Origin of the sequence: Streptomyces sp. NPDC056503 (assembly GCF_042794995.1) — a bacterium.
Classification (GTDB): Bacteria; Actinomycetota; Actinomycetes; order Streptomycetales; family Streptomycetaceae; genus Streptomyces.
The window spans coordinates 16,976-38,127 of the sequence record NZ_JBHTST010000040.1; the positions used below are offsets into that span (position 1 = coordinate 16,976).

23 protein-coding genes are annotated in these 21,152 nt (G+C 76.4%); 14 read left to right on the forward strand and 9 right to left on the reverse strand.

Annotated features, from left to right (window positions below):
- Window positions 1–2: 2 nt before the first annotated feature.
- The 3 genes from ACFQ8C_RS14810 to ACFQ8C_RS14820 form a co-directional block, all read right to left on the reverse strand.
- Window positions 3–656 carry a GntR family transcriptional regulator gene (locus ACFQ8C_RS14810; RefSeq protein WP_383456607.1) on the reverse strand — a complete coding sequence of 218 codons (654 nt, stop codon included), beginning with the start codon at window positions 654–656 and terminating at the stop codon, window positions 3–5.
- 78 nt (window positions 657–734) lie between these two features.
- Window positions 735–1,823, reverse strand: a complete 1,089-nt coding sequence (locus tag ACFQ8C_RS14815) for an adenosine deaminase (protein WP_383456609.1) — start codon at window positions 1,821–1,823, stop codon at window positions 735–737.
- A 134-nt stretch (window positions 1,824–1,957) separates the two neighbouring features.
- Window positions 1,958–2,719, reverse strand: coding sequence for a GntR family transcriptional regulator (locus ACFQ8C_RS14820; RefSeq protein ID WP_383456612.1), 762 nt, complete (start codon window positions 2,717–2,719; stop codon window positions 1,958–1,960).
- A 167-nt stretch (window positions 2,720–2,886) separates the two neighbouring features.
- Between ACFQ8C_RS14820 and ACFQ8C_RS14825 the strand changes: the two genes are divergently transcribed.
- Genes ACFQ8C_RS14825 through ACFQ8C_RS14835 form a run of 3 tightly spaced genes read left to right on the forward strand, consistent with a single transcriptional unit; the run spans window position 2,887 to window position 4,066 of the window.
- A complete protein-coding gene (locus tag ACFQ8C_RS14825; protein ID WP_383456614.1) occupies window positions 2,887–3,138 on the forward strand; it encodes a DUF1049 domain-containing protein in 252 nt (83 codons plus the stop codon).
- Window positions 3,135–3,497 carry a hypothetical protein gene (locus tag ACFQ8C_RS14830; protein WP_383456616.1) on the forward strand — a complete coding sequence of 121 codons (363 nt, stop codon included), beginning with the start codon at window positions 3,135–3,137 and terminating at the stop codon, window positions 3,495–3,497. The genes ACFQ8C_RS14825 and ACFQ8C_RS14830 overlap by 4 nt, the downstream gene beginning before the upstream one ends.
- A 23-nt stretch (window positions 3,498–3,520) precedes the next feature.
- Entirely contained in the window at window positions 3,521–4,066 is a 546-nt protein-coding gene (locus ACFQ8C_RS14835; RefSeq protein WP_383456618.1) for a GNAT family N-acetyltransferase, read from the forward strand.
- On the opposite strand, the gene ACFQ8C_RS14840 is transcribed toward ACFQ8C_RS14835, so the two are convergent.
- On the reverse strand, window positions 4,047–4,382 hold the full coding sequence (locus ACFQ8C_RS14840) for a DUF6204 family protein (protein WP_383456619.1): 336 nt from the start codon (window positions 4,380–4,382) through the stop codon (window positions 4,047–4,049). The genes ACFQ8C_RS14835 and ACFQ8C_RS14840 overlap by 20 nt on opposite strands.
- 168 nt (window positions 4,383–4,550) lie before the next feature.
- Between ACFQ8C_RS14840 and ACFQ8C_RS14845 the strand changes: the two genes are divergently transcribed.
- On the forward strand, window positions 4,551–6,512 hold the full coding sequence (locus ACFQ8C_RS14845; protein ID WP_383456622.1) for a DUF5107 domain-containing protein: 1,962 nt from the start codon (window positions 4,551–4,553) through the stop codon (window positions 6,510–6,512).
- A 12-nt stretch (window positions 6,513–6,524) separates the two neighbouring features.
- On the opposite strand, the gene ACFQ8C_RS14850 is transcribed toward ACFQ8C_RS14845, so the two are convergent.
- Complete coding sequence (locus ACFQ8C_RS14850) at window positions 6,525–7,337, reverse strand: methyltransferase domain-containing protein (RefSeq protein WP_383456625.1); 813 nt, start codon at window positions 7,335–7,337, stop codon at window positions 6,525–6,527.
- A gap of 415 nt (window positions 7,338–7,752) precedes the next feature.
- On the opposite strand from ACFQ8C_RS14850, the gene ACFQ8C_RS14855 reads away from it, so the two are divergent.
- From ACFQ8C_RS14855 to ACFQ8C_RS14865, 3 genes are all read left to right on the forward strand, one after another.
- Entirely contained in the window at window positions 7,753–8,982 is a 1,230-nt protein-coding gene (locus ACFQ8C_RS14855) for a sulfite oxidase (RefSeq protein WP_383456627.1), read from the forward strand.
- Window positions 8,983–9,064: 82 nt separating this feature from the next.
- The gene (locus ACFQ8C_RS14860) at window positions 9,065–10,330 is read left to right on the forward strand and encodes an aminotransferase class I/II-fold pyridoxal phosphate-dependent enzyme (RefSeq protein WP_383456629.1); all 1,266 of its coding nucleotides are present in this window, start codon (window positions 9,065–9,067) and stop codon (window positions 10,328–10,330) included.
- Window positions 10,327–11,358, forward strand: a complete 1,032-nt coding sequence (locus ACFQ8C_RS14865; RefSeq protein ID WP_383456632.1) for an MBL fold metallo-hydrolase — start codon at window positions 10,327–10,329, stop codon at window positions 11,356–11,358. The genes ACFQ8C_RS14860 and ACFQ8C_RS14865 overlap by 4 nt, the downstream gene beginning before the upstream one ends.
- Here the strand turns inward: ACFQ8C_RS14865 and ACFQ8C_RS14870 are convergent.
- Both ACFQ8C_RS14870 and ACFQ8C_RS14875 read right to left on the reverse strand, forming a co-directional pair.
- Complete coding sequence (locus ACFQ8C_RS14870) at window positions 11,338–11,991, reverse strand: DedA family protein (RefSeq protein ID WP_383456634.1); 654 nt, start codon at window positions 11,989–11,991, stop codon at window positions 11,338–11,340. The two genes, ACFQ8C_RS14865 and ACFQ8C_RS14870, sit on opposite strands and share 21 nt — an antisense overlap.
- Complete coding sequence (locus ACFQ8C_RS14875) at window positions 11,988–12,767, reverse strand: MBL fold metallo-hydrolase (protein ID WP_383456636.1); 780 nt, start codon at window positions 12,765–12,767, stop codon at window positions 11,988–11,990. The genes ACFQ8C_RS14870 and ACFQ8C_RS14875 overlap by 4 nt, the downstream gene beginning before the upstream one ends.
- Window positions 12,768–12,873: 106 nt before the next feature.
- Between ACFQ8C_RS14875 and ACFQ8C_RS14880 the strand changes: the two genes are divergently transcribed.
- The 5 genes from ACFQ8C_RS14880 to ACFQ8C_RS14900 all read left to right on the forward strand — a co-directional run bounded on the left by ACFQ8C_RS14880 (window position 12,874) and on the right by ACFQ8C_RS14900 (window position 17,398).
- Window positions 12,874–13,278: a hypothetical protein gene (locus tag ACFQ8C_RS14880; RefSeq protein WP_383456639.1), complete on the forward strand. Its 405-nt coding sequence runs from the start codon at window positions 12,874–12,876 to the stop codon at window positions 13,276–13,278.
- Between the two features lie 177 nt (window positions 13,279–13,455).
- The gene (locus ACFQ8C_RS14885; protein WP_383456642.1) at window positions 13,456–15,606 is read left to right on the forward strand and encodes a phage holin family protein; all 2,151 of its coding nucleotides are present in this window, start codon (window positions 13,456–13,458) and stop codon (window positions 15,604–15,606) included.
- A 284-nt stretch (window positions 15,607–15,890) separates the two neighbouring features.
- Window positions 15,891–16,286 (forward strand): hypothetical protein, encoded by a 396-nt coding sequence (locus tag ACFQ8C_RS14890; RefSeq protein ID WP_383456644.1) that lies wholly within the window; start codon window positions 15,891–15,893, stop codon window positions 16,284–16,286.
- 57 nt (window positions 16,287–16,343) lie between these two features.
- Window positions 16,344–16,538 carry a hypothetical protein gene (locus tag ACFQ8C_RS14895; protein ID WP_383456647.1) on the forward strand — a complete coding sequence of 65 codons (195 nt, stop codon included), beginning with the start codon at window positions 16,344–16,346 and terminating at the stop codon, window positions 16,536–16,538.
- 443 nt (window positions 16,539–16,981) lie between these two features.
- Window positions 16,982–17,398 carry a hypothetical protein gene (locus tag ACFQ8C_RS14900; RefSeq protein WP_383456650.1) on the forward strand — a complete coding sequence of 139 codons (417 nt, stop codon included), beginning with the start codon at window positions 16,982–16,984 and terminating at the stop codon, window positions 17,396–17,398.
- A 7-nt stretch (window positions 17,399–17,405) separates the two neighbouring features.
- Here the strand turns inward: ACFQ8C_RS14900 and ACFQ8C_RS14905 are convergent, their stop codons facing one another.
- Window positions 17,406–18,215, reverse strand: a complete 810-nt coding sequence (locus ACFQ8C_RS14905; RefSeq protein WP_383456652.1) for a helix-turn-helix domain-containing protein — start codon at window positions 18,213–18,215, stop codon at window positions 17,406–17,408.
- A 105-nt stretch (window positions 18,216–18,320) separates the two neighbouring features.
- Here ACFQ8C_RS14905 and ACFQ8C_RS14910 point away from each other — a divergent pair, with 105 nt between their 5' ends.
- The gene (locus ACFQ8C_RS14910; RefSeq protein ID WP_383456655.1) at window positions 18,321–18,626 is read left to right on the forward strand and encodes a 4a-hydroxytetrahydrobiopterin dehydratase; all 306 of its coding nucleotides are present in this window, start codon (window positions 18,321–18,323) and stop codon (window positions 18,624–18,626) included.
- A gap of 50 nt (window positions 18,627–18,676) precedes the next feature.
- Entirely contained in the window at window positions 18,677–19,408 is a 732-nt protein-coding gene (locus ACFQ8C_RS14915; RefSeq protein WP_383456701.1) for a class I SAM-dependent methyltransferase, read from the forward strand.
- Here the strand turns inward: ACFQ8C_RS14915 and ACFQ8C_RS14920 are convergent.
- A complete protein-coding gene (locus tag ACFQ8C_RS14920; RefSeq protein ID WP_383456658.1) occupies window positions 19,405–21,027 on the reverse strand; it encodes an ABC-F family ATP-binding cassette domain-containing protein in 1,623 nt (540 codons plus the stop codon). The genes ACFQ8C_RS14915 and ACFQ8C_RS14920 overlap by 4 nt on opposite strands.
- Between the last annotated feature and the right edge of the window lie 125 nt (window positions 21,028–21,152).

The following is a 21,152-nucleotide window of genomic DNA, read 5'->3' on the forward strand; positions in this document are numbered from 1 at the left end:
GGCTACTCCGCGGCGATCCTCCGCTGGTGCTCCGTCGCCTTGCTCTGGCTGGTCTCCAGGTGGTGCAGCGCCAGTTCCTCGACGCCCTCCACGTCCCGCGCCTCGATCCGGCGGAACAGCTCCTCGTGCTCCTCGGCCACGACCGTGAAGTCGTCGTGCTGGCCGAGCAGCCAGCGCATCCGGCTCCGCAGCGTGCCCTCCAGCTCGGTCAGCAGGGCGTTGTCGGCGAGCTCGGTGACGGTCTCGTGGAAGTCGGCCGCCGCCCGCCGGGCCTCCGCCCCGTCGCCGCGCGCCGCCGCCGCCTGTTCGGCGTCGAGGTCGGCGCGCAGCTTGGCGAGACCGGCGCGGGTGCGGCGCTGGGCGGCGAGCCGGAAGGCCAGGATCTCCAGCGCCGACCGCACCTCGACGAGGTCGGCGATGTCCGAGGCGGTGAACTCCCGGACCACCGCCCAGGTGCGCGGCCGGGGCGTCACGAGCCCTTCGTTGACCAGGTCCCGCAGGGCGTCGCGGACCGGCAGCCGGCTCACGTCCAGCTCGGCCGCGATCTCCCGCTCCACCAGCCGGCTGCCGGGAGCCCGGGTCCCGTCGATGATCTGGTCGCGCAGGGTGCGCGTGATCCGCTCCGACTCGGGCCTGAACTCCTCAGCAGCTGTCATGGCCGCCATTCTTCCACCGGGGAGGGCGGTGACCGCAGCCCTCCCTTCTCTCCCGGGCCCGGGATCCGGGCCGGCGCGTCAGAGCGCCGCGTACCCGGGACGCACGAGCTCCTCGATCAGCCGCCGCCGCTCGGGCAGCGGCAGGAAGGCGGCCTCCAGGGCGGCGACCGTGAACTCCTCGAAGACCTCCGGGCCGTATCCGAAGGCGTCCGCCATGTGCTGGAACTCCTCGCTCATGGTGGTGCCGGAGACCAGGCGGTTGTCGGTGTTGAGGGTGATGCGGAAGCCCAGGCGGCGCAGCTCGTCGATCGGGTGCGAGCCGTAGTCCTTGGCCGCGCCGGTCTGGAGGTTGGAGGTCGGGCAGACCTCCAGGGCGATCCGGTTGTCGCGGACGTAGGAGGCGAGCCGGCCGAGGGTGCCGTCCTCGGCGATGTCGTCGGTGATCCGCACGCCGTGCCCGATCCGCTCGGTGCCGCAGACCTGCACCGCCTCGTGGATGGACTCGGCGCCGACGGCCTCGCCCGCGTGGATGGTGAAGTGGCAGTTCTCCCGCTTCAGGTGCCGGAAGGCGGGCAGGTGGCGGGCCGGCGGGTTGCCGATCTCGCCGCCGGCGATGTCGAAGCCGGCGACGCCGTTGTCGCGGTGGGCGACGGTCAGCTCCGCGATCTCCAGGGAGCGGTCGGTGTGCCGCATGCCGGTGAGCAGCGCGCGGACGGTGATCCGGCCGCCGGTCCGGCGCTCGCCCTCGCGGAAGCCGTCGTTGACGGCCTCGACGACCTCGTCGAGGGTCAGTCCGGCCTCCAGGTGCTGCTCGGGGGCGTACCGCACCTCGGCGTAGACGACCCCGTCCGCGGCCAGGTCCTCGGCGCACTCGGCCGCGATCCTGACCAGCGCCTCGCGGGTCTGCATCACCGCGCAGGTGTGGGCGAAGGTCTCCAGGTAGCGCTCCAGCGAGCCGGAGTCGGCGGCGTCCCGGAACCAGACCGCGAGCTCGGCCGGGTCCTCGGTCGGCAGCGCGGTGTAGCCGCACTCCCGGGCCAGCTCGACGATGGTGGTCGGGCGGAGCCCGCCGTCGAGGTGGTCGTGGAGGACGGCCTTCGGGGCGCGGCGGATCCAGTCGGAGACGGCGGCCCGGACAGGCGTGGCAGAGTTGTCAGACAAGTGCATGGCCGGGAAGTGTACGTCATGACCGGCCCGGTGGAAGCGGGGATACCGGAGGAGGGATTCCGTACGGCTCCGGGAGCGGGGGTCCGGCGCGCCGCGGTCGTCGGCCCGGGGCGCGGGGCGCCCGGGCTGGGGGCTCAGTGGGACTGGAGGACCGGCAGGGCGGGCGCGCCGGTCGGGAGCATGTGCTTGGCGGCCAGGACGGGGGTGTCCCCGACCCGGACGACCTGGGTGACCAGGACCGCCGGGGTGTCGCCGGGGCGGCCCAGCTGTTCGCCGCGGCGCCGCCCGAGGAGGGTGGCGGTGATCCCGCTGTGGGCGTGCAGGGCGACCTCCCGGGAGGCGCCGAGCAGGACCGAGAGCATCGACACGGCGGGGTCCGCCTCCGGTGCGGCCTCGCGCTCCCGGAGCGCGGCGGCGAAGGCGGGGTGGGTGCGGTCCAGGACCTCGTCCGCCGCCGCCCACTCGTGGCAGAGCGCCGCGGGCCCGGCCTCGCCGCCGAGCACCGACTCCCAGAACCGCAGTTCGGCGCGGGCCGGGGCCAGCAGGTGCTGGGTGGTGAAGTCGGTGGGCTCCTCCAGGGTGCGCAGCAGGGCCCGTACGCGGGGTCCCGTGCCGCCGCCGATCAGCTCCTCCAGCGGCTGGACCTGCTCGAAGCCCCGGCGCGGCGGTCGCGCGTTCACCGTCCGGCCGACGCCCCGGCGCACGGTCAGCAGTCCGTCCTCCTGGAGCAGCAGCAGGGCCTCGCGCAGGGCGGGCCGGCTGACGCCCAGCTCGGCGGCGAGCCTGGGCTCGGAGGGGAGGGTGGAGCCGGGCGGGTAGGTGCCGTCGTGGACGGCGTCCGCGATCCGCTCGTAGAGCGCCACCACAGGTCGCCGCCGGTGCCCGCTGGCCGCCAAGGCCCCTCCTCGTACCGTGTCGTCCCGCCGTCCGGCCCTCACCGTAGCGGTCCTGGTTGTCTGACAAGTCACCCGGACGGCGTCGTCCACCGCCCCGTCGGCGTGCCGGTCCCCCCATTCTGGTCCCACGGGTACGCCCGTGACGGACGACGGAGGAGAGGGCGGGCATGAGTCCCAAGGACACGGCGGGCACGCGGAGGGGCGACAGGTTCGGCGCCGTCACCCCCGGACGGATCGGGATGGCGGTCGTCGCGGTCCTCCTGCTCGTCTTCATCTTCGAGAACACCCGCGACGTCAAGATCCGGCTGCTGATCCCGGAGGTGACGATGCCGCTCTACCTCGCCCTCCTCGCGACCGCGCTGCTCGGCGGGGTCTGCGGGTGGTACGTGGCCCGGAGGGGCCCGAGGAGGGGGAAGTGAAGCGCGGCGCCCTGATCGGGGCGGGCGCGGCGCTGGCCCTCGCCGCCGTGGCGGCCGGCGCGGCCGGGGACGCGGACACCCGCCGGGCCCGGCGGACGGCGGCCGGCGCGTGGCCGCCGATGCCGGACTTCCGGGACGGCGGCCTGTGGCGGGTCTTCACCCGTCTGGACCACCGCATCCGGCTCGACGTCCACGACGCGAGCGGCCGGGACCGGCGGGTCCTGTGGCCCCCGCGCTGGCGGGTCTGCACCCAGTACCCGTCCGCCGGCACGGGCCTCGACCACCGCACCACGGTCGTCATCGGCGTCCTCCGCAAGGGCGAACCCTGCCCGGTCCGCGTGACGGCAGCCCGCCGCTGAGGGAGACGGCCTAGCCTGGAGTCATGCCCGACGATCCCGCACGGTTCCTCACGGCCGGGCCCCGCGTGGGCCTGCGGCCCTTCACGCTCGACGACGGCGAGGAGTTCACCGCCCGCGCGGAGGAGAGCGTGGAGCTGCACCGGCCGTGGCTGTTCCCGCCCCGGACGGCCGAGCACTACGCCGCCTACGCGGGCGCGCTGATCGAGGAGCCGGCCCGGGCCGGGTTCCTCGTCTGCGAGCGCGCGGAGGCCGGCCGTCTCGCCGGCTTCCTCACCGTCAACAACATCGTCCGCGGCGCCTTCCGCAGCGGCGCCCTCGGCTACGGCGCCTTCGCGCACGCCGCCGGGCGGGGGCTGATGGGGGAGGCCCTCGGCCTCCTCCTGGCGCACGCCTTCGGACCGATGGGGCTGCACCGCCTGGAGGCCAACATCCAGCCGGGCAACGCCCCTTCACGGGCCCTGGTCCGGCGGGCCGGCTTCCGCCAGGAGGGCTTCTCGCCCGCGATGCTGTTCATCGACGGGGCCTGGCGGGACCACGAGCGGTGGGCGATCACCGACCCTTGCGGTTGATCTTCATCGTGTCGAGGTCGGTCACCGTGGACTTCAGTCCCTTGTAGCCGTGGCCGAGCGCGGCCAGTGCCGCCTCCACCCGCTCCTCGGCGAGTGCTCCGGCCATCTCGTCGCCGTCCTCGGCGTCCGACTCGACGACCAGCCGGTACGAGAAGTGCTTCAGGGCCCGGTCGTAGGTGAGCGAGCCCTCCTCGGTGAACCGCATCGCCGCCAGCCCGTGCTCCTCCACCCCGGCGAGCAGCCGCTCCCGGCTCTCGGGCGACAGCCCGTCGAAGGTGCCCCGCACGATGACCCGGTAGGTGTGTGGCGTGCCCATGTCTCGTACTCCCGTGGTGCTCCCGGTGCCCGCCCCGGCGGCGGACGACCCTCCACCCTAGGCCGCGGACCGGACCGGGCGCGCGCCAATAAACCGCGGCCGGACCACGGCCGTAACCGCTGGTCACGCACTCTGTTCAGGGCGCGTCCCGGCGTGTTCCATGGGCGGATGACGACCGTACGACGTGCCGTGCTCACCCTCCCCGCGGCCCCGCTCGGCCCGGACAACCCGCTGCCCGCGCTCCGCGTCCCCGGCCCGGCGCACGCCCTCGGGGCGGACGAACTCGCCGCGCTGCCGCGCGAGATGGCGCGGGGCATCGGCCGGGCGCCGCTGCGCAGCCTGCTGCCCGCGCCGGTCCGCGACGGCTACGGCCGGGACCGCGCCGAGACCGCCCTCGACGCCCTCGTCCTGGAGAACGACCGGCTGCGGGTCACCGTCCTGCCCGGGCTCGGAGGCCGGATCCACTCCCTCCACTCCAAGGCCACCGGCCGCGAGCTCGTCTACCGCAACCCGGTGTTCCAGCCCGCCGCCTTCGCCCTCAACGGCGCCTGGTTCTCCGGCGGCATCGAGTGGAACACCGGTGCCACCGGCCACACCACCCTCTCCTGCGCCCCGGTGCACGCGGCGACCGTCCCCGCCCCCGACGGCACCCCGATGCTCCGGCTCTGGGAGTGGGAGCGGCTGCGCGACCTGCCCTTCCAGGTCGACCTGTGGCTGCCCGAGGGCTCCGACTTCCTCCTCGTCGGCGTCCGGATCCGCAATCCGCACGAGCGGCCCGCGCCCGTCTACTGGTGGTCCAACACCGCCGTCCCCGAGCGCCGCCGGATCCTCGCCCCGGCCGACACCGCCTGGCACCACGGCTACGAACGCGGCCTGCGCAGGGTCCCCGTACCGGCGGGGGAGGACGGCACCGACCGCTCCAGGCCCGGGCACAGCACCCACGCCGCCGACTGGTTCTACGACGTCCCGGACGGCCGGCGCCGCTGGATCGCCGCCCTCGACGAGGACGGCACCGGCCTCGTCCAGACCTCCACCGACCCGCTGCGCGGCCGCAAGCTCTTCGTCTGGGGCACCGGCCCCGGTGGCCGCCGCTGGCAGGAATGGCTCACCGAGCCGGGGACCGAGGGGTACGCCGAGATCCAGGCGGGGCTCGCCCGCACCCAGCTCGAACACCTCGAACTCGCCCCCGGGGCGGAACTGAGCTGGCTGGAGGCGTACGGACCGCTGGCCGCCGATCCGGCCACCGCGCTCGGCCCCGACTGGGCGGCCGCCGGCGCCGAGGCCGAGCGCGCCCTCGACCTGGCCCTGCCGCGTACCGCCGTCGACACCGCGCACGCGGCCTGGCGCGACCGGGCCGCCGACACGGACCCGGCCCCGGAAGCGGTCCTGGCGGCGGGTTCCGGCTGGGGCGCCCTGGAGGTCCTGCGGGCCGGCCACGCCCTTCCCGGCACCCCCTTCCCGGAGTCCACCCTCGGCGCCGGGCAGGAACCCTGGCTCGCCCTCCTGCGCACCGGCGTCCTGCCGGCGCCCGCCGAGGGCGGCGTGCCGTTCCCGCCGCAGACCGCCCCGGCCTGGCGGGACATGCTGGAGACCGCGCCCGCCGACCCGTCCACCGAGTACCACCTCGGCATCGCCCAGTGGCACGCGGGCGACCGGGCCCAGGCGGTACGCAGCTGGGAACGGGGGCTGGCCGGGGCGGCCGTGCGCTGGCCGCTGCTGTACTGCCTCGCCGTCGCCGACCGTGAGGACGGGCACCCGGAGCGGGCCGCCGACCGCTTCGCCGAGGCGTGCGCGGAGCTGGACGGGACGGTCGACGGGCCGGCCGCCGTGACGGCGGCGGCCGCACTGACCCGCGAGGCCGTCGACGCCCAGCTCGCGACGGGCCGGACCGACCGGGCCCGCGTCCTGTGGCGGGCGCTGCCCGGGGAGGTGCGCGCCCGGGGCGCCTTCCGTCTCCTGGAGGCCCGGCTGCTCCTCGCCGAGCGGCGGCCGGACGAGGCCCGGGCCGTCTTCGACGCGGGTTTCGAGGTCCCGGACCTCCGCGAGGGCGCCGAGATCCTCGGCTACCTGTGGGCCCGTCTCACCGACGAACCCCTCCCGGCCGCCTACGAGTTCCGCATGCGGCCGTAGACCGTCCCCCGGTCAGGGGACGCGGCAGAGGATCTCGCCGTGCGGCACGAAGAAGGAGGCGTCCTCCAGGGCGCCCCACTCGCGCCAGGCCGCGCCGATCTCCTCCAGCTCGGCCCTGGTGGCGTGGCCGCCCTCGACCGCCAGGTCCGCGTAGGAGGAGGAGGTCGTGCGGTCCGCCCACAGGCCGCTCCACCAGGCCCGCTCGTCGGGGGTGGCGAAGGTCCAGGCGGTCGTCGTGACGGTGACGCCGGTGAGACCGGCCCGCCGGGCCCAGGCGAACAGCCGCCGTCCGGCGTCGGGTTCGCCGCCGTTGGCGCGCGCCACCCGGTGGTACAGGTCCAGCCAGCCGTCCAGCGCGGGCCGTTCGGGATACCAGGTGAAGGCGCCGTAGTCGCTGTCGCGGGCCGCGACCACTCCGCCTGGCCGGCAGACGCGGCGCATCTCGCGCAGCGCCCCCACCGGGTCGCTCACGTGCTGGAGCACCTGGTGGGCGTGGACGACGTCGAAGGAGTCGTCGGGGAAGTCCAGGGCGTTGACGTCCGCCACCTTGAACTCCACGTTGTCCAGGCCCCGTTCGGCGGCTGTCGCGCGGGCCTTGGCCAGGACGTCCGCGGAGGTGTCCACGGCGGTCACCCGTCCCGGGGCGACCAGCGCGGCCAGGTCGGCCGTGATCGTGCCGGGTCCGCAGCCGACGTCCAGCACGTCGAGCCCGGGGCGCAGTTCGTCCAGCAGGTAGGCGGCCGAGTTGGCGGCGGTGCGCCAGGTGTGCGACCGGAGGACCGACTCGTGGTGGCCGTGGGTGTAGACGGCGGGCTGCTGCGTCATGGAACCGGCTCCCTTGGTGTGGGTGGGTGCCTCCACGGTACGGCCATCCGCCGGATGGCGAGACTGGCGTCTTGTTATGTGGACAACACGGAAGGGTGGTCCGAGGTGAACGGACGCCTTTCGGAGTGGAGTTGGGGGCGGGTCTTTCCGGACCGCTCCGGAAGGATCGAGATTGGAGTTGGTTTCTAGAAAGGACTTCTATATCTTTCCGGGTGGGGGGACGCGCACGGGGGCGCGTACCGCGCGGGGCGGCCCGGACCGTGGGGGAAACCGGGCCGCCGCCGCGCCCTTTTCGGCCTTTCCCGTGACAGCCTCGTGAACAGTGCCCCGGATCCCGCCCGGGCCGCCCCGCGCGCCCCTACGATCGGCCCGCCGCCGCCCGGCGGACCGACCCGTGACCGCGCCGAGGAGTCCCGTGCCGCACCCGTCCGCGCCCGCCCGCCGAACGCTCCTGAAGGCCCTCGCCGTCACCCCGGCCGCGGCCGCGCTCGGCGCCTCCGCCACCCCGGCCGCGGCCGCCACCGGCGGACCCGCCGTCCCGGCCGCCCCCACCGCCTCCGCCGCGCCCGGCATCGTCAAGCCGCTGTCCGACGCGTACTTCACCGTGCGCGGGACCAACGCCGAGGCCCGGTTCGACGCCTTCGGCGACACCGGCTTCCTCACGCCCGCCGACCGCTTCTTCGTCCGCAACCACACCTCCACGCCCGTCCTCGACGCCGCCGACTGGCGGCTCACCCTCTGGGGCGACGGACTCCACGGCCGCACCCCCGTCCACTTCACCTACGGACAGCTCCGCGACCTGCCCTCGGTCACCCGGACGGCCCTCGTCGAATGCGCCGGCAACGGGCGCAGCCTCTACACCACCCAGCAGGGGCAGCCCGTCTCCGGCACCGCCTGGACGCTCGGCGCCGTCGGCGCCGCCCGCTGGCGAGGCGTCCGGCTAGGCGAGGTGCTGCGCCGCGCCGGACTCGCCCACGACGCCGTCGACCTCCTGCCGCGCGGACTGGACGACCCGTACGTCTCCGGCTCCACCGACTACGGCCGGGTCCGCCGCCCGCTGCCCGTCGCCAAGGCGCTGGACGACGTGATCCTCGCGTACGAGATGAACGGCGAACCCCTCCCGTACGACCACGGGCACCCCGTCCGGCTCATCGTGCCGAACTGGGTCGGCATCGCCTCCATCAAGTGGCTCGGCGACATCGAGGTCGCCACCCGCCCGCTCACCAGCCCCTGGTCCACCGACTGGTACCGCCTCTTCGGCGAGGCCCACCCGGCCGGCGGCAGCGCCCCGATCGCGCGGCAGACCCTCAAGTCCGGCTACCAGCTGCCCTTCGGCGCCACCCTGGAGGCGGGCAGGGTCCACCGGCTCACCGGCCGCGCCTGGTCCGCCCACGCCCCCGTCCGCTCCGTCGACGTCTCCACCGACGGCGGCGCCGGCTGGCGCCCCGCCCGTCTCCACGACGGCCCCCGTCGCGGGGCCTGGGTCCGCTGGTCGCTGCCCTGGCGACCCGCGCGCACCGGGCCCGTCACCCTCCTCTCCCGCACCACCGACGCCGCCGGGAACGTCCAGCCCGACACCGCCGTCCACAACACCCAGGGCTACCTCTTCGGCGCCGTCGTCCGTCACCCGATCACCGTCGTCTGAACGGGCGGGAGGGGGCGAACCTCCGTATAAAGGGCACGGGGACGCCGTGCCCGGCGCCCCGCGCGCTCAGGAGGTACGGGACATGCGGGAGACGGCTCCGGAAGGCCGCGGCCCGGTGCGCTACGGCCCTCCCGCGCCCGAGAGCGGCCGTCCCGTCCCCCCGGGGCTCGCCGCCCTCCTCGCGGCCGCCGCCGGCCGGACCGACCCCGAACCGCCCGGCGGCGGACCCGTCCTGCGCGAGTCGGCCGCCGGCTACTGGTGGCGCCGCGGCCTGCGCTGCCACGCCGAGGACACCCTCGCCGCCCCCGGCGCCCCCGCCCTGCTCCTCGCCCTCCTCGCCGCCCACGGCGGCGACGTGCTGCTGCCCCGGCCCTGCCCCGCCTGGTGGACCCCGCAGATCCGGCTCCTCGACCGGCCCGCTTACCACGTGCCCACCACCGCCGAGGCCGGCGGCGTCCCCGATCCCTACGCCCTCCTGGAGACCGTCCGCCGGGTCCGCGCCGAGGGCGGCGACCCCCGCGTGCTGCTCCTCTCCGTCGCCGACGACCCCACGGCCACCGTCGCCCCGCCCGAACTCGTCCGCGAGAGCTGCGAGGCCGCCGTCGCCGAGGGCCTCCACGTCATCAGCGACGAGACCTGGCGCGACACCCTCCACCACCCCCGGGACACCGTCCTGATCAGCCCCGCGGAGATGTGCCCCGACGACGTCACCGTCCTCGCCGACCTCGCCGGCGGCGGACTCGTCCCCGCCTCCTGGCCCTGCGCGATCGCCCGCCTCCCTCCCACCGGCGCCGCCCGCGCCGACCGCTACGGCGACCCCCGCGCCCGCGCCCTCGACGTCCTCACCGCCCTCGGCGCCGTGCTGCCCGCCCCCGTCGCCCCCGCCGCCGCCCACGCCCTCGACGAACCCGAGGACGTCTCCGTACCGGCCCTGCGCGCCGCCGCCGTCCACGGCCGGCTCGCCGCCGCCGCGCACCGCGCCGTCCTCGCCGCCGGCGCCCTCGCCCGGCCCCCGCAGGCCGGCCGCCACCTCTACGCCGACCTCGGGCCGCTCCGCGCCGGACTCGCCGCCCGGGACGTCACCGACTCGACCGAGCTGGAGCAGTACCTCACCGCCCGCCTCGGCGGACCCGTCCCCGGCGGCCACCGCTTCGGCGACGAACCCGACGCCCTGCGCGTCCGCCTCGACACCGGCCCGCTGCTCGGCACCACCCCGCCCGAGCGCGCCGAGGCCCTCGCCGCCCGCGCACCCGAACAACTGCCCCAGGCGGTCAGGGCCCTGGCCGCCCTCGCCGCCGTCCTCGACGACCTGGCCGACCCCGCCGCGCAGAACGGAGCCCGCAGATGACCGAACGGACGGCCCGCCCCGCCCCGGCCACCGAGGCCCCGCACCCGGCCGCGCTCCCCACCTCCGTGCTCCAGCCGCTCGGCCGGCTCCGCGAGGACTGGCCCCGCACCTTCGCCGACCGGCTCACCGCGCCCCTGCCCGGCGTCCGCGCCCTCGCCCGGCTCGCCCGCGAAGGCGCCGTGCGCCCCCGCCCCGAAGGCCTCCGGGACGTCCCGCTCCTGCCCTTCGAACCCGGCCCGCTGCCCCCCGCCGGCCCCGGCACGGTCGCCGTCACCTGGGCCGGACACGCCAGCTGGATCCTCCGCGTCGGCGGCCTCACCGTCCTCACCGACCCCGTCTGGTCCCGCCGGATCCTCGGCACCCCCGCCCGCCTCACCCCGGTCGGCGTCCGCTGGGAGGACCTGCCGCCGGTCGACGCCGTGGTCATCAGCCACAACCACTTCGACCACCTCGACGCCCCCACCCTCCGGCGCCTCCCGCGCGCCACCCCGGTCCTCGTCCCCGCCGGCCTCGGCCGCTGGTTCGTCCGCCGCGACTTCACCCGGGTCACCGAGCTCGACTGGTGGGAGGCGGCCGAACTCGACGGCGTACGCTTCGACTTCGTCCCCGCCCACCACTGGTCCAAGCGCACCCTCCTGGACACCTGCCGCTCCCTGTGGGGCGGTTGGGTGCTCACCGACCCCGCCGGCCACCGCGTCCACTTCGCCGGGGACACCGGATACGGCCACTGGTTCGCCGAGATCGGCCGCCGCCACCCCGGCATCGACCTCGCGCTGCTCCCCATCGGCGCCTACGACCCGCGCTGGTGGCTCCGCGACGTCCACACCGACCCCGAGGAGGCCGTCCGCGCCCACCAGGACCTGGGCGCCCGCCGGATGGCCCCCATGCACTGGGCCACCTTCGCGCTCTCCTCCGAACCCGTCCTGGAACCCCTCACCCGGGTCCGCGCCGCCTGGGCCCGCGCCGGTCTGCCCCCCGAGGACCTGTGGACCCTCCCGATCGGCGGCTCACGCGTCCTCGTGCCGTAGCCCGCCGTGCCGGCCGCCGCCCCGCAGCCGCCGCCACACCGCCGGAACCGCGCTGATCAGGAGCGTCAGGGCGACCGCGGCGACGACGCCCTGCCAGGGCTCCGGGAAGAGGGAGCCGCCGAGGATGCCGATGAGCTGGTACGTCGCCGCCCAGGCGAGACAGGCCGCCGCGTCGCCCCGGGCGAAGCGGCGCAGCGGCATGTGGGCCAGGAGGCAGGCCAGCATCACCGGGATGCGGCCGGCCGGGATCAGCCGGGAGAGGACGAGGACCGACACCTGGTGGGTGTCCAGGCGGTCCTGGGCCTGGGCCAGCCGGTCCTGGGTGACCCGGCCGCGCAGGGCGGCCAGCCACCGGGAGCCGTTCTTCGACCGGACCCCGCGCTGCCCCAGCCAGTAGAGGGCCAGGTCGCCGAGGAAGGCGGCGGCGGAGGCCACCAGGAAGACGACGAGCAGGGAGAGGGGCGAGGACTGGTGGAAGGCGACCACCGCCGCCGAGCTGACGATCGCGCCCGTCGGCACCACCGGCACCAGGGCGCCCAGGGCCACCAGGAGGAACAGCGACGGGTACCCGACCGCCTGCTGCGTCGACTCCGGCGGCAGGTCCCGGACCGCGGCCAGCAGACCACCCGTCACCGGGCGACCTCCGGCCGCACCCGCTCGCCGTGCTCCAGCCGGTGCACCGCCACCTTCGGCGCCAGCCGGGCCGCGTGGCGGACGAACTCGTCGCCCGGAGCGTGGAACTCGTGCGGCCGGACCCCGTCCATGCCGATCGGCCAGTACGTGCCGTAGTGCACCGGCACCGCCGCGGCGGGCGACAGGGCGGCGAGCGCCTCGGCCGCCCGCGTCGCGTCCAGATGCCCCTGCCCCAGGTACGGCCCCCAGCCGCCGACCGGCAGCAGCGCCACGTCCACCGGCCCGACCGCCTCCGTCATGGCGTCGAACAGCCCGGTGTCCCCGGCGAAGTAGGTCCGGGCCTCGCCCTCGACGACGTACCCGAGGGCGGGGGAGCGGTGCGGACCGAACGGCAGCCGCCGCCCGTCGTGCCGTGCCGGCACGGCCCGCACGGTCACGCCCTCCACGGTCACCTCGTCGCCCGGCGCCACCTCCGTCAGCCGCAGCCCCGCCCCCGCCAGCCGCCGCAGACCCGGTACGGCGTCGGGCGCGCCCCGCGGCACCAGGACCCGGGTCCCCGGCGCGAGCCGGGCCAGTGACGGCAGGTGCAGGTGGTCGGAGTGGAGGTGCGAGACGAGGACCGCCTCGGCGACGGTCGCCTCCGGGGGAGGCGGGGTGCCCCGGCGCCGCCGCAGATGCGCGAGACGCCGGGCGAACAGCGGGTCGGTGAGGAACCGGACCCCGGAGTCCTCGACCGTGCAGGTCGCGTGCCCCCACCAGGTGACCTCCACCGGCATGCCGCCCTTCCTTCGCCCCGCGCGTTCGCCCCGCGCGTTCCCTCCTGTCGAGAGTAGAGGCCCGGCGGCCCTCCCGTGCGGTCGCGCCGGGCAGTAGGGTCTGCCCATGAACGACGTCCGGGTCGCGGCGATCGCCAGCCTCACCCCGCTCGAAGAGCTCGATTCCGACCCCTTCCTCGTCGACACGCGCGGCCAGCACGCGGTGTGCGCCCGCTGGGCGGTCGAACGCGGTTACGTCCTCGCGCGCGAGCTCCACTGCTACGGCGTCCGCCCCGACCACGGCGAGCTCTGGGCCGACGTCGACTCCGGCGAGGTCGACGTCTTCGTCGCGGCGAACGAGCGCGTGCTGGCGCGGGCGCTGACGTCGGTGCCGGCGTTCCGCGCGGAGTGCGCGCGGCGGGGCGTCCGCGTCGAGACGGCGGACGGGCCGCCGCCGCGGTACGACTCGGCGGCCAAGGCGGCCGTCCACCGCCGCCTCTCCATGCCCACGGCGGGCTACGACGGCACCTGACCCCCGGCCCCTGACACCCGACCCCCGGCCCCTGGCCCCCGTACGCCACCGCCCCCGTCCCGCGCGGGCCGCTCCCGCTCCCCTCACCGCCCCCGCCCGGGCCCGCGCGTGACCCGGGGCCGGTTCCCGGGGAGGTATGTCAGGGTGGAGGGACGTTTGGGCGGAAGGTCGGGTGGCGTGGGGTACGGGCGATGGCGTGGGGCGGGGCGGGCCGCCGTGCGGGTGGTGAGCGTGTGGGCGGTGTCCACCGTCACGCTGCTGGTGCTGGCCGGGCTGCTGCCCGACTTCCAGCTCCAGTCCCCCGACGGCGACAGCTTCACCCGTACGGCCCTCACCGCCGCCTGGGCCGCCGGCGCCTTCGGTCTGCTGACCGCGCTCGTCTGGCCGCTCGTCGTCCGCGCCCTGCTGCTCGTCCCCGCGCTCGTGCTCGGACTGCTCGTCTTCTTCCTCAACGGGTCGCTGCTGCTCGTCGCGCTCTGGCTGATCCCGGACGGCCGGGGCGCGGCGGACCCGGAGACGGCCGTCGCCGTCGCCGCCGTGATGTCCGCCGTGGCGTCCGCGACCTCCACCGGGCTCGCCGTGCGCGACGACGACGCGTACCGCCGGCGCCTCTACCGGCTGACGGGCCGGACCCGTCCCCGCGACCCCCGGTCCGTCCCCGTGCCCGCGCCCGGCACGGTCTTCCTCCAGCTCGACGGCGTCGGCCACGAGGTGCTGCGGCGGGCCGTCGCCGACGGGCTGATGCCGACGGTGGCGGAGTGGCTGGACGCGGGGCACCGGCTCACCCCGTGGCGGACGGACTGGTCGAGCCAGACGGGCGCCAGTCAGCTCGGCATCCTGCACGGCAGCAACGAGGACGTGCCGGCCTTCCGCTGGTACGAGAAGGACACCGGCCGCCTCATGGTGTCCAACCGGCCGGCGAGCGCCGTGGAGCTCCAGCGGCGGGCGGTGCGCCGCACCGGCGACGGGGGGCTGCTCAGCCTCGACGGCGCCTCCCGGGGCAACCTCTTCAGCGGCGGCGCCGACCAGGTGGCCCTGGTGCTGACGGTGGCCGCGCGCCGGGGCCGTCGCAACCGCTCGCGCGCCGGCTACTTCGCGTACTTCTCCGACCCGGCCAACGCGGTCCGAACCGCCGGGTCCCTCGTCAACGAGGTCGTGCGCGAGACGGCGCAGTCGACCCGGGCCCGGCTGCGCCGCGAGACGCCCCGGGTCCGGCGCGGCGGCACGTACCCCTTCGTCCGCGCCTTCGCGACCGTCGTCGAGCGGGACGTGGTGGTCGCGGCGGTGATGGGCGACATGCTCGCGGGCCGCACCGCCGTCTACGCGGACTTCGTCGCGTACGACGAGGTGGCGCACCACTCGGGGCCCCAGGGCCGTGACACCGACCAGGTGCTGCGCCGGCTCGACCGGTCGGTCGCGCTGATCGCCCGGGTCGCCGAGCACGCCCCGAGGCCGTACCGGATCGTGCTGCTCTCGGACCACGGGCAGAGCCCGGGGGAGACCTTCGAGGGCGCGTACGGGCTGACGCTGAAGGATCTCGTACGGGCGGGCTGCGGGCTGCCGGTGTCCCGCCGGGTCGGCCGGACCCGCAGCGGCGCGGAGGCCGGGGACGCCGCCCGGGACGCGCTGCGCAGCGCCCTCCACCGGCCGGTGGAGACCGGCGAGGAGACCGAGCGGGAGCTGCCCGCCCGGCCGTCCGAGCCGGTCGTCCTCGCCTCGGGCAACCTGGGCCTGGTCTCCTTCCCCGACGTGTCGCACCGGATGACGAAGGAGGAGATCGACCGGCGCCATCCGGCGCTGCTGCGGACCCTCGCCCAGCATCCGGGGATCGGCTTCCTGCTGGTGGCGAGCGCCGCGCACGGGTCGGTGGTGCTGGCCCGCGACGGCGTCGAGGTGCCGGTCGCCGAGCTGGCCGACGGCGGACCGCTGGCGGTCTTCGGCCGGGGCGCGGCCGACGCGGTCCGGCGCACCGACGGCTTCCCGCACGTCGCCGACGTGATGGTCAACTCCATGTACGACCCGGCGACGGGCACCGTGCACGCCTTCGAGGAGCAGATCGGCTCGCACGGGGGTCTGGGCGGAGAGCAGTCGCGTGCCTTCCTGCTCTCCCCGCCGGAGCTGTCGCCGCCGGTCGGCGAGGGGGAGGAGCTGGTGGGTGCCGAGCACGTGCACCGCGTGCTGCGGCGCTGGCTGCGCGAGGACGACGGGCCGCAGGTGCCGCTGCCCGTGGAGCGTCCGGCGGACGCTCCGGAGACGTCCCCACCGGAGAGAGAACCGGAATCGACTCTTCCGGTCGAGGGGCCGGTCGTGCCGGACGGCGACCACTGACGCGGACGGGTGTGCGCCCACCCGGCCGTGACGGCCCGGCCCCGGAGCGCCGGTTCCGGAGCGCCGACTCCGGCTGCGCCGCCGTCCGCCAGGGCGTCCCGGTCCTCCGCGCCGGCGTCCTCGGCCACGCCCGGACGGCCGCTCGCAGGCGCGCCGCCGACGCCCCGGTGGCCGGGGCGGAAGCGGCCGAGCCGGTGAATCCGGGCCCGGGGCCGTAGCCCAGGAGGGCGGATCTCCCGCCCGGACGGAGCGCGGCCCGGCCCGGCGGGGCAGTACGGATCACCGTGAGCCCCACACCCCGGCCGCACCGCGCTCCCGCCTCTCCGGCGGGACGTCCGGCGCGCGCCCGGCGGCTCCTCGCCCTGCTCTGCGGGGCGCTCCTCGTCCTCGCGGTCCTCGCCGCCCACGGCGGGGCGGCGACCCTCGCCGGTCCCGGCGCCGAACCCCGGCCGGCCGGCGCGCCCGCCGTTCCCGACCCGGCCGGCGAGACGTACGAGCCGGGCCCCGCCGAGGCGGGCCTCCCCGGCCGCACCCGGCACCGCCGCACCCGCGTCCGGCCCGTCCCGGCACGCCCGCGTCCGCGTCCGCGCCCCGCCCGCCGCGCCCCACGGGCCGGCGCCCCCGTCTCCGTACCCTCCCCGCGTCCGTCCTCGCACCGGCAGGTGGTGATGCGCTGCTGACGGGCCCCGCCTCCAGCAGCCCTCCCCACCCACCCCGCACCCGCGAGGAGCACCGCCATGCCCACCGACCCGTACGCCGTACTCCAGGCCCTGCTGCGCGCCGAGGCCGCCCGGGACCGCCGCGCCGCCGAGCACCGGCCGGAACCCTCCCCCGCGCCGGCCGCGGAACCCGCGCCCGCGTCCGCCGCCGCCCCCGTGCCGGCCGCCGATCCGGCCCGCCCGCGCCCGCACCGCGAGCCCCCGGTCGGCTGACCCGTCGGCCCCGGACCCCCTGGTCCGCCGACCCGTCGGTCGACGGACCAGGGGGTCCGGCCGTCCGGTGTCGTGCCCCGGAGGCCGGATCCCTCCGGTCATCGGAGAATCCGATGTGCGGCCGCCCGTGCGGGCGTACGAGGGTGACCGGATGACCTCGACCGACCGGCACGCCCGCCCCGATCGGTCCACCGGAACCCCCTCCGGCCCGGGCCCCGACGCCGAGCCCCGCACCCCCGCCCGCCGCGCCGCCGACCGGCGCGCACCCTGCACACGGCGCCCGGCCCCGCGCGGGTACTGTCCGCACTCCGGCATGACCTCCCGGGTAATCGACCCGCACCGGCCCCCGGCGGCAAGCTCTGAAGCACCGGAACCCGGGCGGCGCACTCCGCCCGGGAGCCGGGCCCCACGTGCCGACGACCCCTTCCGGAGGGTGATCCACCATGTCCCAGACCCTGCTCGCCGGTCTCGCCCGCACCACCCGGGCGGACTCCGCGCTCCGCCGCTTCCTCGCCCTCGACGCCGTCGTCACCGGCGCCAACGGACTCGCCTACGCCCTCGCCCCGGGCCCGCTCGGCGAACTCCTCGGTGTGGACTCCGCCCTGCTCCTCGGACTCGGGCTCTTCCTCACCGTCTACGCCGCCGGCGTCGCCTGGCTGGCGAGCCGCCCGCAGCCCCCGGCGCCCGGCGTGAAGCTGGTCGTGGACGCCAACCTGCTGTGGGCCGTCCTCAGCCTCGTCGCCCTCGCCGCCTGGCTGGAGCCCACCACCGCCGGGATCGTCTGGACGCCGGTGCAGGCCGCGACCGTCGCCGGCTTCGCCCTCCTCCAGTGGACCGCGCTGCGGGCCGCCACCCGCTGAAGGGCCGTCAGCCCTCCAGGGAGCGCAGGTACTCCACCGTCGCCGGGTCGGCCGGGAGCAGCGTCTCGATGGCCAGCTCGGCGACGGTCACGTCCATCGGCGTGTTGAAGGTCGAGATCGACGACACGAAGGACAGCACCCGGCCGTCGTGCTCGATCCGCAACGGCAGCGCGAAGTACGGGTGCGGGTACGGCTCCGGGTCCGGTACGTCCTCCGGGTGCGGCGCCGGCGGCGGGTACGCCGCCACCTCCTCGTACACCGCGCGCAGCGCGTCCGAGCGGGCGAAGGCGATCTGACGCTCCATCTGGGCCAGCAGATGCGCCCGCCACTCCCGCAGGTTGCGGATCCGGGGCGCCAGGCCCTCCGGGTGCAGGGTGATCCGCATGACGTTCATCGGAGGCGTCAGCAGGTGCTCCGGCAGCCCGCCGAGCAGCAGCTCGATCGCCCGGTTGGCCGCCACCACCGTGTACGAACCGTCCACCACCAGCGCCGGATACGGCTCGTACCCCCGGAGCAGCCGGGCGATGCCCTCCCGCAGCGTCTCCAGCTCCGGCGCGTCGAGCGTCGACTCCGCGTACCGGGGCGCGTAACCGGCCGCCAGCAGCAGTGCGTTGCGGTCCCGCACCGGCACGTCCAGGTGCTCGGCGAGCCTGAGGATCATCTCCTCGCTCGGCCGCGAGCGCCCCGTCTCGACGAACGAGATGTGCCGCGCCGAGGAGTCCGCGCGCAGCGCCAGCTCCAGCTGGCTGAGCCGCCGCCGCTCACGCCAGTCGCGCAGCAACGGCCCGACCCCCGTGTCGCTCACCACTGTTGTCATGCGCAGACGGTATCCCAGAGGGGTGACCCGGGTACGTTCCCCCGGGGAGCGACGTCCGCACCACGTACCCCACCCCACGCACCACCGACCGGAGGGAGCACCCCTGTGTCCACGCAGCCGCTGTCGCAGAAGGAGATCGAGGACCGACTGCGGGAGCTCCCCGGCTGGTCCGTCGAGGACGCCCGCCTGGTCCGGTCCTACCGTCTGCCCGACCACTTCGCGGCCACCGCGCTCGTCGTCCACGTCGCCCGGATCCAGCAGGAGCTGAACCACCACTCGGACCTGACGCTCGGCTACGACTCGGTCGGCCTCGCCGTCCACACCCACTCGGCCGGCGGGGCCGTCACGGAGAAGGACTTCGCCCTCGCCGAGCGCGTCGAGGCCATCGCCCCCGGTCACGGAGCCCACTGACCCTCCGTCACCCCGGGGCGCGCCGTACGATCGCCGCCATGGCGCACACCCTGCTCGACTACGAGACCGAGGCCGCCCACTACGACGAGACCCGGGGCGGCGTGCCCCGGGCGGAGGCGGCGGCCTCGGCCGTGCTGCGGCTGCTGCCGCCCGGGGCACGCACCCTCCTCGACCTGGCCTGCGGCACCGGGCTCGTCACCGAGCGGATCGCCCGGCCCGGGCTGCGGGTCCTCGGCGCCGACGCCGCCCACGCCATGCTCCGGGCCGCCGAACGGCGGCTCCCCGGCCGGGTCCTGCGCGCCGACGCCCGCCGGCTGCCGTTCGCCGACGCGAGCCTCGACGCGGTCTGCGCGGTGTGGCTGCTCCATCTGGTGCCCTTCACCGAGGAGATCGTCGCCGAGGCCGCGCGGGTCCTCCGCCCCGGCGGCGTCCTCGCCGTCACCGTCGACAAGGACGCCGCCCACGACGTCGGCAGCGACATCGACGCCCTGCTGCGCCCGCACCGAGCGCCCGCCGCCGCCCCCGACCGCGCCGGGCGCGTCGACGCCCTCGCCGCCGCCCACGGCCTCGCCCCCGCCGGTACGACCGCCTTCACCGGCCACGGCCAGGGCGCGACCCCGGAAGACACCGCCCGCAAGCTCCACGCCGGCTACTACGCCTCCTGGTTCCGCGGCGACCCGGCCACGACCGTCACCCTCGCCACCGCCCTCGCGGCCCTCCCGGACCAGGACCGCCCCCGCCCCGCCCCGGAGTACCGCCTGGCCGCGTACGCGAAGCCCTAGCCCGCCACCCGGCCCCCGGCCAGCTCCAGCCGGCGGCCGGCGAAGCGCTCGCGGAACTCCCGGTCGTGCGAGACCGCGACCACCGTCCCGGGGAACGCGGCGACCGCCTCCTCCAGCTCCTCCACCAGCGCGGGCGCCAGGTGGTTCGTCGGCTCGTCCAGGACCAGCAGGTCGGCGGGGCGGGAGACCAGCAGGGCCAGTTCCAGGCGCCGGCGCTGACCGGCGGAGAGGGCGGCCACGGGAACGGCCAGGTCCTCCTCGCGCAGCAGTCCGAGGGCCAGCAGCTCCGCGGCGTGCTCCTCCGGCGGTCCGGGCCTGCCCGCCGCCCAGACCGCGAGGGCGGTCCGGCGGGTGGGGGAGTGCGGCAGCTCCTGCGCGAGGTACCCGACCCGGCCGGTACGGCGCACCACCCCTTCCTCCGGGGCGAGTTCCCCGACGAGGAGCCGCAACAGCGTCGTCTTCCCTGCTCCGTTGGGGCCGGAGACCAGCACCCGCTCGCCGGACTCGATCCGCAGCCCGTCCACGGCGAGCCGCTCGCCGACGCGGACGCCCTCGAACTCCACCAGCACCTCGGCGAGGGGGCCGTCCCCGGTGAACCGCCCGCCGAACCGCAGGGGTTCGGGCGGCGCGGCCACCGGCTCCCGCAGCAGCTCCTCCAGCCGGCGGCGGGCCGTCCGCACCTGCCCGGAGAGCTTGTTCTCGCTGGAGCGGCGGTGCTTGCCGAAGCCCTGGCGGGGATCCTTCCCGGTCACGGCGAGCCGCTGCCCCGCCGCCGCGACCAGCTCCTCCGTGCGGGCCACCTCCTCCCGCCACTCCAGGTGCTCCTGGACCAGGCGGCGGCGCTCGGCCGCCTTCGCGGTCCGGTAGCCGGCCCAGCCGTCCCCGTACCGCAGCACGGTCCGGCGGTCCCGGTCGACCTCCAGGACGGTGGTGGCGAAGCCGGTGAGGAAGGCCCGGTCGTGGGTGACGACCAGCGCGGTGCCCCGGTGCGCGGCGAGCCGTCCGCGCAGCCAGTCGACGGCGTCGCGGTCGAGGTGGTTCGTCGGCTCGTCGAGCAGCAGCAGCTCGGCGCCGGAGGAGACCACGCAGGCGAGCGCGAGCCGGGCCTGCTCTCCGCCGGACAGGGAGGCGAGCCGCCGCTCGGCGGTGACGTGGCCGAGGCCGAGGGCCTGCAGCGCGGCGGCGACCTCGGCGTCGGCGCGGTAGCCGCCGCGCTCCTCGAAGCGGTCGAGGAGTTCGCCGTACGCGGCGAGCCCGTCGGGCCCCGCCGAGCCGAGGTCCGCCTCGGCGGCCCGCAACTCGGCTTCCATGGCCCGGAGTGCGGAGAGGGCGAGGTCGACGGCGTCCTGGACGGTGTCGTCCGGGCCGACGGGGTACGTCTCCGGCAGCGTCTGGGCGAGCCGGGCGACGGAGCCCGGGAACCGGACGAGGACCTCGCCCTCGTCGGGCGTCAGGCTTCCGTCCAGCAACCGGAGCAGGGTGGACTTGCCGGAGCCGTTCTCGCCGACGACCACGGCCTTCTCGCCGGGGCGGACGGTGAACGAGACCTGGTCGAGGACGCGACGGTCCCCGAAGGCGACGCCGACGTGACGAAGGGAGAGCTGGGCGCGCTCGCGCATGGGTGACTTCCTCTGGGGCGTTCGTGGAAAAGGGCACACGAAACCGGCCCACGGCCGCGAGGGCGACCGGGCCGGTGCCCGGAATCAGAGGAAGTGGTAGTAGGAGAACGCACCCATACGGCCAG